General features: G+C 61.8%; 15 protein-coding genes. 2 read left to right on the forward strand and 13 right to left on the reverse strand.

Translation table 11 applies throughout. The features are described 5' to 3' along the window. Positions 1 to 12: 12 nt before the first annotated feature. Entirely contained in the window at positions 13 to 1,194 is a 1,182-nt protein-coding gene (locus HWQ56_RS23245; RefSeq protein ID WP_176571885.1) for a M20 aminoacylase family protein, read from the forward strand. 96 nt (positions 1,195 to 1,290) lie between these two features. Here HWQ56_RS23245 and pdxJ read toward each other — a convergent pair whose 3' ends face one another. The 11 genes from pdxJ to rpoE form a co-directional block, all read right to left on the reverse strand. Beyond that, entirely contained in the window at positions 1,291 to 2,031 is a 741-nt protein-coding gene (gene pdxJ / locus HWQ56_RS23250) for a pyridoxine 5'-phosphate synthase (protein ID WP_158154579.1), read from the reverse strand. A 41-nt stretch (positions 2,032 to 2,072) separates the two neighbouring features. After that, positions 2,073 to 2,759 carry a DNA repair protein RecO gene (recO, locus tag HWQ56_RS23255; RefSeq protein ID WP_158154580.1) on the reverse strand — a complete coding sequence of 229 codons (687 nt, stop codon included), beginning with the start codon at positions 2,757 to 2,759 and terminating at the stop codon, positions 2,073 to 2,075. 130 nt (positions 2,760 to 2,889) lie between these two features. After that, entirely contained in the window at positions 2,890 to 3,792 is a 903-nt protein-coding gene (gene era, locus HWQ56_RS23260) for a GTPase Era (protein WP_158154581.1), read from the reverse strand. Next, the gene (gene rnc / locus HWQ56_RS23265) at positions 3,785 to 4,474 is read right to left on the reverse strand and encodes a ribonuclease III (protein ID WP_158154582.1); all 690 of its coding nucleotides are present in this window, start codon (positions 4,472 to 4,474) and stop codon (positions 3,785 to 3,787) included. Before rnc ends, era begins: the two co-directional genes overlap by 8 nt. After that, on the reverse strand, positions 4,471 to 4,848 hold the full coding sequence (locus HWQ56_RS23270) for a DUF4845 domain-containing protein (protein ID WP_158154583.1): 378 nt from the start codon (positions 4,846 to 4,848) through the stop codon (positions 4,471 to 4,473). Before HWQ56_RS23270 ends, rnc begins: the two co-directional genes overlap by 4 nt. 70 nt (positions 4,849 to 4,918) lie before the next feature. Beyond that, the gene (gene lepB, locus HWQ56_RS23275; RefSeq protein ID WP_158154584.1) at positions 4,919 to 5,773 is read right to left on the reverse strand and encodes a signal peptidase I; all 855 of its coding nucleotides are present in this window, start codon (positions 5,771 to 5,773) and stop codon (positions 4,919 to 4,921) included. Positions 5,774 to 5,778: 5 nt separating this feature from the next. Further along, a complete protein-coding gene (gene lepA, locus HWQ56_RS23280) occupies positions 5,779 to 7,578 on the reverse strand; it encodes a translation elongation factor 4 (protein ID WP_176571886.1) in 1,800 nt (599 codons plus the stop codon). Positions 7,579 to 7,829: 251 nt separating this feature from the next. Beyond that, positions 7,830 to 9,263 carry a DegQ family serine endoprotease gene (locus HWQ56_RS23285; RefSeq protein ID WP_158154586.1) on the reverse strand — a complete coding sequence of 478 codons (1,434 nt, stop codon included), beginning with the start codon at positions 9,261 to 9,263 and terminating at the stop codon, positions 7,830 to 7,832. Between the two features lie 267 nt (positions 9,264 to 9,530). After that, complete coding sequence (locus tag HWQ56_RS23290) at positions 9,531 to 10,493, reverse strand: MucB/RseB C-terminal domain-containing protein (RefSeq protein ID WP_158154587.1); 963 nt, start codon at positions 10,491 to 10,493, stop codon at positions 9,531 to 9,533. A gap of 8 nt (positions 10,494 to 10,501) precedes the next feature. Then, entirely contained in the window at positions 10,502 to 11,098 is a 597-nt protein-coding gene (locus tag HWQ56_RS23295) for a sigma-E factor negative regulatory protein (protein ID WP_158154588.1), read from the reverse strand. 31 nt (positions 11,099 to 11,129) lie between these two features. Further along, complete coding sequence (gene rpoE, locus HWQ56_RS23300) at positions 11,130 to 11,711, reverse strand: RNA polymerase sigma factor RpoE/AlgU (RefSeq protein WP_003252049.1); 582 nt, start codon at positions 11,709 to 11,711, stop codon at positions 11,130 to 11,132. Positions 11,712 to 12,375: 664 nt separating this feature from the next. Between rpoE and nadB the strand changes: the two genes are divergently transcribed. Further along, positions 12,376 to 13,983, forward strand: a complete 1,608-nt coding sequence (gene nadB, locus HWQ56_RS23305) for an L-aspartate oxidase (RefSeq protein WP_176571887.1) — start codon at positions 12,376 to 12,378, stop codon at positions 13,981 to 13,983. 303 nt (positions 13,984 to 14,286) lie between these two features. On the opposite strand, the gene HWQ56_RS23310 is transcribed toward nadB, so the two are convergent. Together HWQ56_RS23310 and HWQ56_RS23315 are read right to left on the reverse strand one after the other, a co-directional pair. After that, positions 14,287 to 15,024, reverse strand: coding sequence for a hypothetical protein (locus HWQ56_RS23310; protein WP_176571888.1), 738 nt, complete (start codon positions 15,022 to 15,024; stop codon positions 14,287 to 14,289). 432 nt (positions 15,025 to 15,456) lie between these two features. Then, positions 15,457 to 16,461, reverse strand: coding sequence for a hypothetical protein (locus HWQ56_RS23315; RefSeq protein ID WP_176571889.1), 1,005 nt, complete (start codon positions 16,459 to 16,461; stop codon positions 15,457 to 15,459). Positions 16,462 to 16,487 lie beyond the last annotated feature (26 nt).

Raw genomic sequence — 16,487 nt, forward strand, 5'->3', positions numbered from 1 at the left:
AAGGAAGCAACCATGAGCAACCTGATCATCAACCAGAAACTGCAAGCCAGTGCCGAGCATTTCGCGGTCATTCGCCGTGACATCCACAGCTTTCCGGAGCTGGGCGGCGACGTGCCACGCACCGCTAGCCTGGTCGCGGAAATGCTCGGCGCCTGGGGCTACGAGGTGCACACCGGCGTAGGCGGCTGCGGGGTGGTCGGCGTGCTCAAGCGCGGCAGCGGTACGCGCACCCTGGGCATCCGTGCCGACATGGACGCCCTGCCGATTCTGGAAAAGAACGGCCTGCCCTGGGCCAGCCAGTACCAGGGGCGCATGCACGCCTGTGGCCACGACGGCCACACTGCTACCCTGTTGGCCGCCGCCGAACAACTGGCGCTGCACGCCGAATTCGATGGCACCTTGAACCTGATCTTCCAACCGGATGAAGAAGGCCTGGCCGGCGCCAAGCAAATGATCGATGACGGCCTGTTCACCCGCTTCCCCTGCAACGCGGTGTACGCCTACCACAACATGCCTGGCCTGCCGGTGGGCCAGGCGGTGGTGCAGGCTGGCGGCTTCATGGCCTCGTCCGAGCGGGTGACCATCACCCTGACCGGCCGCGGTGGCCACGGCGCCATGCCCGAGCGCGCCGTCGACCCGGTGCCGGCCCTGGCTGGCATCATCACCGCCCTGCAGACGGTGATCTCGCGCAACCTGTCCACCGATGACGCCGCGGTACTGAGCGTGGGCATGGTACAGGCGGGCACGGCGTACAACATCATTCCCGAGACAGCCAAGGTGATGCTCAGCGTGCGCACCGCCGACCCGGCCGTGCGTGCACGGGTGGAAAAGCGCATCCGCGAGATCGTCGAAGGCCAGGCGGCGAGTTTTGGGGTCAAGGCCCAGATCGACTACCAACTGCTGGCCCCGGTGCTGGTCAACAGCCCGGCGGAGACCGAGCGCATGCTGGCGGTGGCCCGCGATGTGCTGGGCGCCGACAACGTGTTGCAGAAAATGCCGGTGCGGATCATGGGCAGCGAGGACTTCGCCTGGATGCTGGACGAGAAGCCTGGCTGCTACTTCATCCTGGGCAATGGCACCGGTGAGTTCACCGGGTGCTCGGTGCACAACGACCACTATGACTTCGATGACGCGGTGATCCCGCTGGGCGCGGCCTGCTGGGTAGGGTTGGTGGAGGGTTACCTCAAGGCGTGAGGTGGGCGCCGCCCTGTTCACGCGCTTCGCCCGGTCTCCCATCCGGCATGCAAACCCTTGTTGGACCGGGCGAAGCTCAGGAAGCAGGCAACACGATCAGCGAGCGGCGGCCACGATCAGTTGCTTCATCTCGGCCACTGCGGCCTTGAAGCCCACGAACAGCGCATGGGCCACCAAGGCGTGGCCGATGTTCAGTTCGTTGATGCCCTTGATCGCCGCCACGGCTTCGACGTTGTGATAATGCAAACCATGCCCGGCATTGACGATCAGGCCCTGGGCGACGCCAAACGCCACGCCGTCGGCAATGCGTTTGAGCTCTTCGGCCACTTCAGCCGGCGTTTGTGCATCGGCATAACGGCCGGTGTGCAATTCGATCGCGGGCGCGCCCACGCGCTTGGACGCGGCAATCTGGCGTTCATCGGCGTCGATGAACAACGACACTTCACAACCGATTTTGGCCAGGCGCTCCACCGCTGCCTGGATGCGTGCTTCCTGGCCGGCCACGTCGAGGCCACCCTCGGTGGTCAGTTCCTGGCGGGTTTCCGGTACCAGGCATACGTGGGCCGGGCGGATGCGTTCAGCGAAGGCGAGCATTTCCTCGGTGACGCCCATCTCGAAGTTCATGCGCGTCTGCAGCACGTCCTTGAGCAGCAGCACGTCGCGCTCCTGAATATGCCGGCGGTCTTCGCGCAGGTGCACGGTGATGCCGTCGGCGCCCGCTTCTTCGGCGTCCAGCGCAGCCTTGACCGGGTCGGGGTAGCGGGTGCCGCGAGCCTGACGCAGGGTTGCCACGTGGTCGATGTTGACGCCGAGAAGAATGCGATTGCTGGTGGTCACGGGAGCGCTCCTTGGAATTGAGCGCCTAGGATACGTCTTGCTTACGGCTTGCGAAACAGTTCGCGGCTCACCAGCGGACGACCGCCCAGGTGCACGGCCAGCGCCTGGCGCATGAGGCGCTTGGCCGCGTTCAACGCCCCGGGGGTAGTCCAGTCGGCTTCGGCCATGGCCAGCAGCGCGCTGCCGCTGAACAGGCCGGGCTGTACCAGCCACACTCGCTCAAGCCCGGCATCGACTTGCAAGCGGTACATTCCGTCCGCTTCCACCGCATCGCCGTTGACGTCGGTGTCCAGGGCGAAGCCGTAGCCCAGTTCGTCCAGCAGCCGCCACTCGAAAGCGCGCAGCAGCGGCTCCAGCGGCCGCCCGGCGGCCAGGGCCTGAAGGGTCGCCGCGTAGGCGTCGTAGATGACTTGATTCGGGTCTTCGGCGGGCAGCAGGCGAATCAGCAATTCGTTGAGGTACAGGCCGCTGAACAACGCATCGCCGACCATCCAGGCCGCCACCCCCACCGTTTCCATGCGTCCGACGTTCTTCAGCTCACCCTTGCCGCGGAACTCCGCCTCCAGCGGCACGAACGGCCGCGCCTGGGTGCCGGCCTTGCTGCGGGCGCTGCGTAGCACTGCGCGCAAGCGGCCACCTGGGGTCAGGAAGTCGACCAGGGCGCTGTTCTCGCGGTAGGGCCGCGAGTGCAGGACAAAGGCGGGTTGCAGGATGGGCGGGTTGGCCATGAATCCACATTAACTCTTCGGGTGCTGAATGCAATTGTGGGAGCTGGCTTGCCAGCGAGCTTTGGGCCTCAAAAGCTCGCTGGCAAGCCAGCTCCCACAAAATCAATCCATCAACAGGATCGAGGTGTTATCAGACGTCGCCGTAACCCAGCGAGCGCAGGGCGCGTTCGTCGTCGGACCAGCCGCCCTTGACCTTCACCCACAGGTTGAGCATGACCTTGGAGTCGAACAGCAGCTCCATGTCCTTGCGCGCTTCCATGCCGATGCGCTTGATGCGCTCGCCCTTGTCGCCAATGATGATCTTCTTCTGACCATCACGCTCCACCAGGATCAGGGCATGAATGTGCAGGGTCTTGCCCTGCTGCTTGAATTCTTCGATCTCGACGGTGATCTGGTACGGCAGCTCGGCACCCAGCTGGCGCATGATCTTTTCGCGTACCAGCTCGGCGGCCAGGAAGCGGCTGCTGCGGTCGGTGATCTGGTCTTCGGGGAAGAAGTGATCGTTTTCCGGCAGGTGCTTGGCGATCAGGCCTTCCAGGGCGTCGAGGTTGTGGCCGTGCTGGGCCGACACCGGGACGATCTCGGCGTTGGGCAGTTGTTCCTGCAACCAGGCCAGGTGCGGCATCAGCTCGGCCTTGTCCTCGATGCGGTCGGTCTTGTTGATGGCCAGGATCACCGGGCCCTGCACGTACTGCACGCGCTCGAGCACCAGCTGGTCTTCGTCGGTCCACTTGGTGCGGTCGACCACGAAGATCACCACGTCCACATCTTTCAAAGCCGCCGAAGCGGTCTTGTTCATGTAGCGGTTGAGCGCCTTTTCGTTGCTCTTGTGCATGCCGGGGGTGTCGACATAGATGGCCTGCACGTCACCCTCGGTCTTGATGCCGAGCATGTTGTGGCGGGTGGTCTGCGGCTTGCGCGAGGTGATCGCCAGCTTCTGGCCCAGGATGTGGTTGAGCAGCGTGGACTTGCCCACATTCGGGCGGCCGACGATTGCGACATAGCCACAGCGGGTTTGGGTTGTATCAGTCATTGCCATTCTCCACGCCCAGGGCGATCAGTGCTGATGCGGCCGCTACCTGTTCGGCAATGCGACGGCTCACGCCCTGACCCCGGCTTTTTTCGTTCAAAAGGACCACTTCACATTCGACGAAAAACGTCCGGCAATGCGGTTCGCCCTGGATATCCACCACTTCATAACGCGGCAGTTCGCAGCCCCGTGACTGCAGGTGTTCCTGCAGGCGGGTCTTGGGGTCCTTGTTGGTGTCTACGAGCGTCAGGCTGTCGAACTCGCTGGTCAGCCAGGACAGCACACGCTCGCGGGCCACTTCCATGCCCGAATCCAGGTAGATGGCACCAATCAGTGCTTCCAGGGCATCGGCCAGGATCGACTCGCGACGGAAACCGCCGCTCTTCAATTCACCGCTGCCCAGGCGCAGGTATTCGCCCAGGTCGAAACCACGGGCCAGCACGGCCAGGGTCTCGCCTTTCACCAGCCGGGCGCGCAGGCGCGACAGCTGGCCTTCGCGGGCCTGGGGAAACCGTTCGAACAACGATTCGCCCGCCACGAAATTGAGGATGGCATCACCGAGGAACTCCAGGCGCTCGTTGTTGCGCCCGGCGAAGCTGCGGTGTGTCAAGGCCAGGACCATCAGGTCCTGGTTTTTAAAGGTATAGCCGAGCTGACGCTCGAGACGGCTCAAGGAAACACTCACGGTTTACGCACGCTGAATTCGTGGTCAAATTTCACCACCAGGTCGAGGTTACCGACCAGTGGCTCACGCTGTTCGTATTGCAAATGGGCGGCGAACACGTCGTCGTCCAGTGTCACGGTCAAAGCCTTGTCCAGGTCCAGGTCATTGATGTTGTTGACCTGCATCCCGTTGCGCACATGGGTATAGAACGCCTGCACGCTGTCGATCTGCTGCGCCTTGTCGGTCGACACCGACTCGATGATCTTCTTCATCGACCAGTAGTCGAAGTAGTGTGGCAGCACTTTGAAAGCCGTGCTGGCCACAAACCCCAGCACCGCCAGAATCACCAACCCGCCCAGTAGCGAAACGCCTTTCTGCGAAGCGGCCTTGTTCATTCTCAAGCTCCCATCCGTGCTGACGCCTGAAAAGCATTCGGCGCTGCCCAATGGACAGCGCCGCCTGGTGTTACTTGATCAGCCCGACCCGCGAGAAGTTCGGCAGGTGGCTCATCTTCGGCTCCGGCCAGCTCATCCAGACCGCGAAGGCCTTGCCGACGATATTGCGGTCCGGGACCATGCCCAGCAGTTCCTTGGGAATGCGCGGGTCATCCCAGTAACGGCTGTCGTTGGAGTTGTCGCGGTTGTCACCCATCATGAAGTAGTGCCCGGCAGGCACTGTCCACTGGTTGTCCGGCGGCATGTGGTAACGGCCCATTTCCTTGCGGATCAGGTGCTCCACGTCGCCGAGTTTTTCCTGGTACAGCTCGGCGGTGCCCAGGGTGCCAGGCTCGGTGCCCAGCAGGGTCTCGGCCACCAGCTGGTCGTTCACGTACAGGCGCTTGTCGTTGGTGTACCGGATCTTGTCGCCCGGCAGGCCGATCACGCGCTTGATGTAGTTGACGTTCGGGTCGCTGGGGTAGCGGAACACCATGACGTCGCCGCGCTGCGGGTCACCGATCTCGATGACCTTCTTGTCGATCACCGGCAGGCGGATGCCATAGGAGAACTTGTTCACCAGGATGAAATCACCCACTTCCAGGGTCGGCTTCATGGAACCCGACGGGATCTGGAAAGGTTCGACCAGGAACGAGCGCAGCACCAGCACGATGAACAGCACCGGAAAGAACGACTTGCCGTATTCGACCAGCGTCGGTTCCTTGTTCAACTGCTCGAGCACCACCGGGTCCGGTTCGCTGACACTGCCCTGGTAGGTAGCGACCGCGGTCTTGCGGCGCGAGGCCAGGAAGACCAGATCGAACAGGGCCAGCAAACCGCAGACGGCGACAGCGATGACCAACAACAGCGGGAAATTTAGCGACATAGGACCTAACTATCCAACCTGAGCACGGCGAGGAAGGCTTCTTGTGGAATTTCCACGTTGCCGACCTGTTTCATGCGTTTCTTACCGGCCTTCTGCTTCTCCAGCAGCTTGCGTTTACGGCTCACGTCGCCACCGTAGCATTTGGCCAGTACGTTCTTTCTGAGCGCCTTGACAGTGGTCCGGGCCACGATCTGCCCGCCGATGGCGGCCTGGATCGCAACGTCGAACATCTGCCGAGGAATCAGTTCTTTCATTTTCTCGGTCAACGCGCGGCCCTTGTAGTGGGCGTTGTCGCGGTGAACGATCAGGGCCAGGGCATCAACCTTGTCTCCGTTGATCAGCACGTCCAGCTTGACCAGGTTGGCCGACTGGTAGCGATCGAAATGGTAGTCCAGGGAAGCATAGCCGCGGCTGGTGGATTTCAGGCGATCGAAGAAGTCCAGCACCACTTCGTTCATCGGCAGGTCGTAACGCACCTGCACCTGGCTGCCGAGGAACTGCATGTCGCGCTGAACGCCACGCTTCTCGATGCACAGGGTAATGACGTTGCCCAGGTGCTCCTGAGGCACAAGGATGGTGGCCGACACGATCGGCTCACGGAAATCTTCGACCGACGAGACATCCGGCAGTTTGGACGGGTTGTCGACGTAAATGGTTTCACCGGTCTTGAGCACCACCTCGAAGATCACGCTCGGGGCGGTGGTGATCAGGTCCAGGTCGTACTCGCGCTCCAGGCGCTCCTGGATGATCTCCATGTGCAGCATGCCCAGGAAACCGCAGCGGAAGCCGAAGCCCAGGGCGTCGGAGCTTTCCGGCAGGTACTGCAACGACGAATCGTTGAGGGTCAGCTTGGACAGGGCGTCGCGGAAGTCTTCGAAGTCATCGGAGCTGACCGGGAACAGGCCGGCGTACACCTGCGGCTGGATGCGCTTGAAGCCTGGCAGCACCGGCACATCGGGGGTGCTGTTCAGGGTCAGGGTGTCACCCACGGGGGCACCGTGAATGTCCTTGATGCTGGCGATGATGAAGCCTACTTCGCCGGCCTTCAGGTCCGCGGTGGCGGTATGCTTGGGGGTGAACACGCCGACGCTGTCGACCAGGTGCACCTTGCCGGTGGACTTGACCAGGATCTTGTCGCCCTTCTTCACCCGGCCATGGCGCACGCGTACCAGGGACACGACGCCCAGGTAGTTGTCGAACCAGGAGTCGATGATCAACGCTTGCAGCGGATCTTCGATGTTGCCGGTAGGGGCTGGAATGGTGTGCACCAGGCGCTCGAGCACGTCGATCACGCCCATGCCGCTCTTGGCGCTGCACGCCACGGCGTCGGTGGCGTCGATGCCGATGACCTTCTCGATCTCGTCCTTGACGCGGTCGGGGTCGGCCTGGGGCAGGTCCATCTTGTTCAGGACCGGCATGACTTCCAGGCCTTGCTCGATGGCGGTGTAGCAGTTGGCCACCGACTGGGCCTCCACACCTTGACCGGCGTCGACCACCAGCAGCGCGCCTTCGCAGGCGGCCAGCGAACGGCTGACTTCATAAGTGAAGTCGACGTGGCCGGGGGTGTCGATGAAGTTCAGCTGGTAGGTTTTACCGTCCTGCGCCTTGTAGTGCAGCGTGACGCTATGGGCCTTGATGGTAATCCCACGCTCGCGCTCCAGGTCCATGGAGTCCAGTACCTGCGCTTCCATCTCGCGATCGGCCAGGCCGCCGCACATCTGGATGAACCGATCGGCCAGCGTCGACTTGCCATGGTCAATGTGGGCGATGATGGAGAAATTGCGGATATGACTCAAATCACTCACGGATCAACACTCGAAAAGGCTGCGGGCCGGACGCCCAACGAAAAATAGCCGGGAATTGTACCTGAATAACGGGGTTGTGTGGGAGCGGGTTGATCATGAAGATCCTGTGGGCACTGGCTTGCCAGCGAGCTTTTTGCTTCCAGGCCCCCTGAAAGCTCGCTGGCACGCCAGCTTGCGCAGGCGTTCACGACACGCCCAGGCACAAAAAAGGGCAGCGCGATGGCTGCCCTTCCCTGTCCAGGCCTGCGACTTTACTCGCTCAGCTTGAAGGTGATAAAGCTCGCGCGGCCCTGGCGCAGCACGCGCATGGACACCGAACGGTTCTTCGGCAGGCCCTTGGCGATGTCGGTGAATTCCTTCGCCGAACCGATGGCCTGGTTGTTCAGGTGGGTGATCACGTCACCCGGCTGCAGGCCGATCATGGCCGCGGGGCCGTCCTGGACGTCCTTGATGACCACGCCACTCTTGAGGTCCAGGGCCTTTTTCTGATCGGCGGTCAGGTCGGCCACGGACACGCCCAGGCGGTTGCTGTTGCTTTCGCCCTGGGGCTTGGCAGCGTCGCCGGCCATGATGTCGTCGTCATTGGCTGGCATGGCGCCCACGGTGACGTCGATGGTCTTGCGCTTGCCTTCGCGGATCACTTCCAGGCTGGCCTTGGCGCCGGCCTTGAGGCCACCGACCAGGTGCGGCAGGTCGGCGGACATGACGATCGGCTGGCCGTTCATGCTCAGGATCACGTCGCCCACCTGCAGGCCCGACTTGGCGGCAGGGCCGTCTTCGACCAGCTGGGCCACCAAGGCGCCGGCCGGCTTGTCGAGACCAAAGGATTCAGCCAGGTCCTTGTTCACTTCCTGAATGACCACGCCCAGCCAGCCGCGGCTGACCTTGCCGTCCTTCTTCAACTGGTTGGCCACGTCCATGGCCACGTCGATCGGGATCGCGAACGACAGGCCCATGAAGCCGCCGGACCGGGTGAAGATCTGCGAGTTGATGCCCACGACCTCACCGTTCATGTTGAACAGCGGGCCACCGGAGTTGCCCGGGTTGATGGCCACGTCGGTCTGGATGAACGGCACATAGGCGTCGTTCGGCAGGGTGCGCCCCTTGGCGCTGACGATACCTTTGGTCACCGAATGGTCGAAACCGAACGGCGAGCCGATGGCCAGCACCCACTCACCCACCTTGAGCTTGTCGGAATCGCCCAGTTTCACGGTTGGCAGGTTTTTGCCTTCAATCTTCAGCAGCGCTACGTCGGTACGGGCGTCGGTGCCGACCAGCTTGGCTTTCAGCTCGCTGCGGTCGGACAGGCGCACGATGATTTCATCGGCGTCGGCCACCACGTGATTGTTGGTCAGCACATAGCCGTCATCGGAAATGATGAACCCCGAGCCCAGCGACTGGGCTTCACGCTGGCGGTCGCCCTTGGGGCTGCGCGGCGAGCGCGGCATGTTGCGGAAAAAGTCGCGGAACGCTGGCGGCAGGTCGTCCAGGTCGGGCATGTCCCCGCTGGCGGCGCTACGGTCAGGCAGCTTCTGGGTGGTACTGATGTTGACCACGGCGGGGGACGCCTGCTCCACCAGGTTGGTGAAGTCAGGCAGCGCCTCGGCCTGTGCAGTGACAGCCTGGCCGAGCATCAGCACGGCGGCGCACACGGTCAGGTAGGATTTCAAGCGTAGTATCGACATACGGCTCCCGTCAGTAACGAGCAAGGTTTAGCAATGGGGAACGCCAGACGCACGAAACCCGGACGCTGCCTGGGGCAAGGTCCGGGTCGGGTTGTCGGCAGTGGCGATCCTTTGAACAGCACACAAGGCCAGACCCTTGAGGGTCTGACCTATAGAAAAATTCAGGGGATTTTGCAACCTGGCTGACAGAAGTTTCATTTCGTCATCCTTTGTAACGGATGGCGTGAAGCGCTCCCTGCGCCCCGGCTTCTGCTCAGCACTGGCGCCTCAATTCTTCGCCTGGGCGTCTTGGGCGCGCATCGACAAGGCGATTCGCTCGGCGGTGCCGATCGGAATCTCGCCCACCACCGTCACCATGACGTCGCCCTTGGGCGTGGTCAGGCGTCGGGAGACAGCCGAGGTCGGGCCCAGTTGCGTGCGGGTGTCGAGGCCCGACGCGCCATTGAGCGGCTCCAGGAAAACCGAGAAACGCGCCAGGCCGTCGTCGTACATCAAACTGGTGACCGTGGTCTTGCTGTCAGGGTCCTTGCGCACCGCGCTGTTGGCCAGTTCGAAACCCGGGGGCAACCAGTCCGAGCGCCAGTGAGCGTTGGCGGGCGCCGCAGGCGCTGCAGCGACTGCCGGGCCCAGGGGCTTGCAGTTGTCGCTGGGGGCCAGGTCGGCATCGCCAGGCGCACTGGGGTCCAGGCGGGTGAACTGGAAGCGTTCGAGCAGGCGCCCCTTGTCGTCGAGCAGCAACGACTTGAGGGGCAGACCGGTCTGGCTGTCCAGATGAAGTTCGAAGCCGTAGCGGTGCTGATCCTTGGGCGTCAGCGTGACGATGGTAGCGTCACGCCCGGCCACACGGGACTGCCCGGCAACTGCCAGGTCATACCACGACATGAGTTTCAGCGGGTCCAATCCGTGGGGCGCCGCGCTGGGCGCTTGCTGCTTGACGCCAGACACCAGCGTACCGCTCACGCACTGGGTGCGGCCATCCACGCGCACGACTTCCTGGGCGGAGCCATCGAGCTGCAGGAGCCGCTCGGTGACCTTGCCATTCTGGGCGCGATGCCAGATATCGTGGGTGGAGAAACTGCCATTGCGTTCGTAGACGAAGGTGCCTTGGTAGCTCTGCTGTTGCTCGGCCTGGGCCAGACGGTTGAGCCACTGGGAAGCGTCACTGGCCGCGAGGGCCGGGACGCTCAGGCACGAACCGAGCAATAGCGGTAGTAGCGGTAGAGCGCGCATGAAGCTCCTTAGCGGTTTTCAAGGCTCGCGGCGCGTGCATACGGCAGCGCGCTTTCCGTGCCTTTCAGCGCGGCTTCCTGGGCGTGTTGGCGCAGGTAGCCGGGCAGACGCTGGTCGTGCGCCCCAGGCTGGCCTTGCAGCACACCATTGGCCATGGGGCCGGTGTTCTGATCGGCGCTTTCGGTGTAGCCGGCGAGCACGGCTGGACCTTGCACCTGTGGTACCGACGGCGCCTGCTGGGTAGCCGGCTGCTGCTGGGCCAACTGGTTGCCAGTGATTTCGTCCTGATTGTACAGGCGAACGCCCGCCAGCACGGCCACGGTGACCGAAGCGGCAACGGCCAGGCGACCGATGCTGCGCCATGGGCCACGGGTGGCCTTGACGGGTGCGATCTCGTCGGCAATGGCCACGGACACGGCGGTGGCCAGGTCCAGGCGTGGGTCAAGCAAGTCCTTGTGCATTACAGCACGGGCAATCTGGTAGCGATTCCAGGTAGCTCGTGTTTCCGGGTCTTCAAGCGCGTTGATGACCCGGCGCAATTCCAGTTCGTCCGCTTCGTTATCCATCACCGCGGACAGCGATTCCTGCAAAGCTTCACGACTCATGGCGGTTCCTCTCTTGGCTGTCGCCGCTGTCTCAGGTTTCCTGCAACAAAGGCTGCAGGGCTTTATCTATGGCCTCCCGAGCGCGGAAAATCCGAGATCGCACGGTACCCACCGGGCATTGCATGACGCTGGCAATGTCCTCGTAACTCAGACCGTCGAATTCACGTAAAGTTAACGCCGTACGCAAATCTTCTGGCAGTTGCTGGATGGTCCGGTGGACAGTGCCCTCGATCTCATCGCGTAACAGGGAGCGCTCCGGAGACTCCAGATCCTTGAGGCCATGATCGCCGTCGTAGAACTCGGCATCCTCGGAACTCACATCGCTATCTGGGGGCCTGCGACCGCGGGACACCAGATAGTTTTTCGCCGTGTTGATGGCGATACGGTACAGCCACGTATAAAACGCACTGTCACCGCGAAAATTTCCCAGCGCTCGGTATGCCTTGATAAAGGCTTCCTGCGCCACGTCCTGGGCTTCATGGGTGTCGTGCACGAAACGCACGATCAACCCGAGAATCTTGTGCTGATATTTCAGCACCAACAGATCGAAAGCTCGCCGGTCGCCGCGCTGTACACGCTCGACCAGTTGCTGATCCTCTTCCTGGGTTAGCATGAACACTCCTCGTTGAGCCGGGAGGAGCATTGCTCAAGCCATCGTTCAGGCTTGCAAACATAGACTCGGGCTTTTCGCAAAAGTTCTCCCCTCCAAGCAAGTTTCCTGCGAACCATAATTTGGCCTGCACGAAAACCGCAGCCCGGTCATGGCCGGCTGCGTCAATAATCTTGTCGTCGAATCCGCTTGCAGTGGCCAGCGACTTCAGCCCCACATAAAGCCGACGCCCCTTCCCTTCTCATGGGCGACCGTCTATGGATACCGGCGTGTTGCATAAAGTTCCCGGTATTTGCAGCGATCGCCCACGGACGTTGCGTGATCACACATTCTGCCCCGATGTTTCAGCCGTGTAACAGCGCTCAAGACCGGTGGTCGGGCGTAATCTTCGCTAGCGTGGGTACATACGTCTGATAACCCGACCAACGGTATAGTTCCACAACGCCATGAAGGTTTGACCATTGTGCCGTTCGCCCCATTTATATACTAGTGGTACCTGACGTTGCCCGTCCCCTGGCTTCCTGGCAATCGCCAGCGTGTGCCGTTCGGCGCGACCCTGCACCCCAAGGGTCCTGCCGCCCCCTACCATCAGCCCATTGCACTGGCCACCCCGCATGAACGAGACTGCGCGCAAAACAATAGTCGCCTTCGCAGCGGAACCCCAGACATGAGCCAGCAGTATCAACACGACGTTCTAGTGATTGGCAGTGGTGCAGCCGGGCTGAGCCTGGCCCTGACCTTGCCCGCCCATTTGCGCATCGCGGTATTGAGCAAGGGCGACCTGGCCAACGGTTCCACGTTCTGGGCCCAGGGCGGGGTAGCCGCGGTGCTGGACGATACCGACACGGTGCAGTCCCATGTGGAGGACACCCTCAACGCTGGCGGCGGGCTGTGCCACGAAGACGCGGTGCGCTTCACCGTGGAGCACAGCCGTGAAGCCATCCAATGGCTGATCGACCAGGGCGTGCCCTTTACCCGCGACGACGACCCCGACCACGAAGAAGGCAGTTTCGAATTCCACCTGACCCGCGAGGGTGGCCACAGCCACCGGCGCATCATCCATGCCGCGGACGCCACCGGGGCGGCGATTTTCAAGACCTTGCTGGCCCAGGCCCGGCTGCGACCCAATATCGAGTTGCTGGAGCAACGGGTAGCCGTGGACCTGATCACCGAGCGTCGCCTGGGGCTGACGGGTGACCGATGCCTGGGCGCCTATGTGCTGAACCGCCATACGGGCGAAGTCGACACCTTCGGTGCCCGCTTCACCATCCTGGCCACCGGCGGCGCCGCCAAGGTCTACCTCTATACCAGCAACCCCGATGGCGCCTGCGGTGACGGCATCGCCATGGCCTGGCGGGCCGGCTGCCGGGTGGCGAACCTGGAATTCAACCAATTCCACCCCACCTGCCTGTATCACCCCCAGGCCAAAAGCTTCCTGGTCACCGAAGCCTTGCGCGGCGAAGGGGCCGTGCTGAAGCTGCCGAACGGCGAAAGGTTCATGCCCCGTTTCGACCCTCGCGCCGAACTGGCACCACGGGACATCGTGGCCCGCGCCATCGACCATGAAATGAAGCGCCTGGGCGTGGATTGCGTGTACCTGGACATCAGCCACAAGCCCGCCGAGTTCATCACCACGCACTTCCCCACGGTGTACGAGCGCTGCCTGACCTACGGCATCGACATCACTCGCCAGCCGATTCCCGTGGTGCCAGCGGCGCACTACACCTGCGGCGGGGTGATGGTGGACGCGCAAGGGCGCACCGACGTGCCGGGGCTGTACGCCATCGGCGAAACCACCTTCACCGGGCTGCACGGCGCCAACCGCATGGCCAGCAATTCGCTGCTCGAATGCTTCGTGTATGGCCGCTCGGCCGCTGACCACATCGTCGACCTGCTGGCGCATATCCCGCTGCCCGAGGGCTTGCCCCACTGGGACGCCAGCCAGGTGACCGACTCGGACGAGGACGTGATCATCGCCCACAACTGGGACGAACTGCGGCGGTTCATGTGGGACTACGTGGGCATCGTGCGCACCACCAAGCGCCTGCAACGCGCCGAACACCGGGTGCGGTTGCTGCTGGACGAGATCGATGAGTTCTACAGCAACTACCGAGTCAGCAGAGACCTGATTGAACTGAGGAACCTTGCTCAGGTAGCGGAACTGATGATCAGGTCTGCCATGGAACGCAAGGAATCTCGGGGTCTGCACTACACGCTGGACTATCCAGAGATGCTGCCAGAGGCGAAGGATACGATCCTTACACCCGACAAATGAGGCACGTTAGGAGACCTCAGCGTAGCACCTAAAGCCCCCGTTTTGTAACAGCTTTGGCGCGTCTTTGTCCCATCGCTGGGGTCCTTATCGCCCACCCGTGAGGGTCTCTATAGCGCCTGTGCGAGCCCGCGAGGGCCACACGGGGGAACCTCGCCGAGTAGAAGCAATGAGGTGGTCTCTCAGATTTTTCTGTCAGATCTTCATCAGGGGCCCTTGAAGCGACCGTATAGCCAGAAGGCCACATGAACAGCCACGCAGACCCAGTAGGCAGCGTGTAGCGTGTCCATGAGGTTCTCCTTGAGGTTACTTGGTGACCCTACCCCAGCGGTCGGTCTTGTCTTTGGACTTGGCTCTGGCCTTAGCGGTCTTCGATTCGGCCACCATCAGGTTGATGCGTTCGGCCTCCTTACGGAGCCAGTCGAGACCACGGGGCTTTACTCGCCAGCCTTCACGGTTGCCGAAGTCCGATGAGGCCTTCACAAAGGCACCCACAGCGAAGCCCTGCTTATGCGGTCGTGGTGAGCCTTCACGGGTCCCGAAGTTATCTAAGGGGTACGCAAAGGCTTTCATGGAGACCAAAGCCTCAAGGGCAAGGCGTGGTTGTTTGATACCTGCCACATGGCAAGCCTCAGTCCAAGTAAGACCAGCGCCACGGGCTTTCATGTCCAGGGTCGAAGCCTTGGGCATGTTGGCGTCTAAGAGGGCGTCCTTTAGGCGAAGCTCGCGGACAGCGTGGTTACGCATAGCCACAAAGGCATCTACGACCATCACATAGAAGTCCAGTGAGCAGGCCATAGCGTAGGCAATGGTTGCCCGTTCGCTCGCATAGGTGCCGCCACTGTCACCATGGACGGTGTGCAAATTTGCACATCGGTCGAAGTAATCACGATCACGGCCACGCCATTGAGCGGGTGGCTTTGTCTGATCAGGTAGGGCCTTGTTTATTTCCGTGAGGCTCCACAGGCCCTCAGCGTTTGGCTTGAAGGTGCGCCCCTCGATAACAATAGGCAGCAGCGTGTCGGTGTTGTTAGTCATGTTCATTGTGTCGATTTCCTTTTGGTAGCGCCCTTCAGGTCGCACCCACAGCCGAGCATCCAGCCCCCGACAAAGGGACCCGGCGTGGCATGAAAGGCACTATCAGAAAGACTGGATTGAGTGATGCCCCGCGACGGGCCGGTGTAGCGGTTGAGCTATTGGTCGCAACAGTGAGTAGTTTTAAAAGAGGTGGAGAGCCTGCCGGGCCCTTCGGGTCGGACTTACAGGTCTCTCTCAGTTGGCCTTAGCGGCCTTGCGGACACGGTTGCGCTCACGCTCATAGGCTTCAAAGCGAGCCACGGCGGGGCCCATAGGTAGCCCGTTGAGGGAAGCTGATAAGGCCACCACAAGGCGCCTACGTTGGATTCTGGTCATTGGCTGACTCATGTTTAGGAAGCCCATAGAGGCCCATTGCGGGCCCCTGAGGAAGGATGAGGATCAGGCAGTCAGCTTGACGCAAGTGACAAGCGGGAACGGTACTCGGACGGTCTGAAGACCCGAAGTGTCGATCTTCACCTTGACCATGCCATTGGCGATGATGTCCACCACAGCCATGATCTCAATGTCCCAGCCTTGGGCGTTCGGGTTGCGTGACGCTTCGATCTTCCAGATGCTGCCGTCTTGACGCTCCCGGTAGCTCAACGACGTGAACAGCTTTGGCAACATGAAGATGCCATGGTCGGTGCCGGTGTATGGCTGCACGCCAGCGCCAATGAGGTCCTCGATAGAGTCCTGACCAGCACGTTGAGCAGCACGTTCCAGCACAGCTACCAGCGACACAGGAAGCAGGATCACGAAGTCACTGAGCGAGGTCCCTACAGTCTGGTTAACGTGGGTCGTCAGGATGTCGATGAGGTCCTCAGCGATCTCAACAGGCTTGCCGGTGGGCTTGGCCTCAGAGACGCTTTCGGTGCTTGGGGCGGTTGCCAAGATCGCAGCGACCTTACCGGCTGCACTGTGCTCGATGTCTCGGAGCATCTTGTCAGCGGTTTGCTCCATCGACTGGACGGTAAAGCCTGCCATCAGATTGTGGTCGAGAATTGTGGCGCGGTGGCTGATGACCAATGCCGTGTCGGTGGCCTCGGTGAAGATCACAGAACCGGCCAGGACTTCACCCTTCTCGATGGTCTGGTTATCCCAGTTCTTGCGAGGGTCGAAGGTGACAGAGCGGTCGGCCATGGTGATGATCTGTTGCCCAGTGGCCTCAGAGCCAGCCGGACGGAACTCGCATGGGGTCGCTTCCATGGCAGCCTCACGCCAGTCATTGCCGTTCAAGTGGTCATCAGCTGCCTCCACGAAAGCTTCTACATAGACGGAAACATCAGTGGCCGCTTGGGTCTCGGCTCGGACATCAGCAGTGTTGAATCGAATTGACCCGGTGTGCTCATCGGTGATTGCGGTGGTGTAGGTCGAAGGCTTGGTGTACTGGAATGGTTGTTTCATGGGAATGGTTCTCCTGAATTAAGAAT

Origin of the sequence: Pseudomonas eucalypticola (genome assembly GCF_013374995.1) — a bacterium.
GTDB lineage: Bacteria > Pseudomonadota > Gammaproteobacteria > Pseudomonadales > Pseudomonadaceae > Aquipseudomonas > Aquipseudomonas eucalypticola.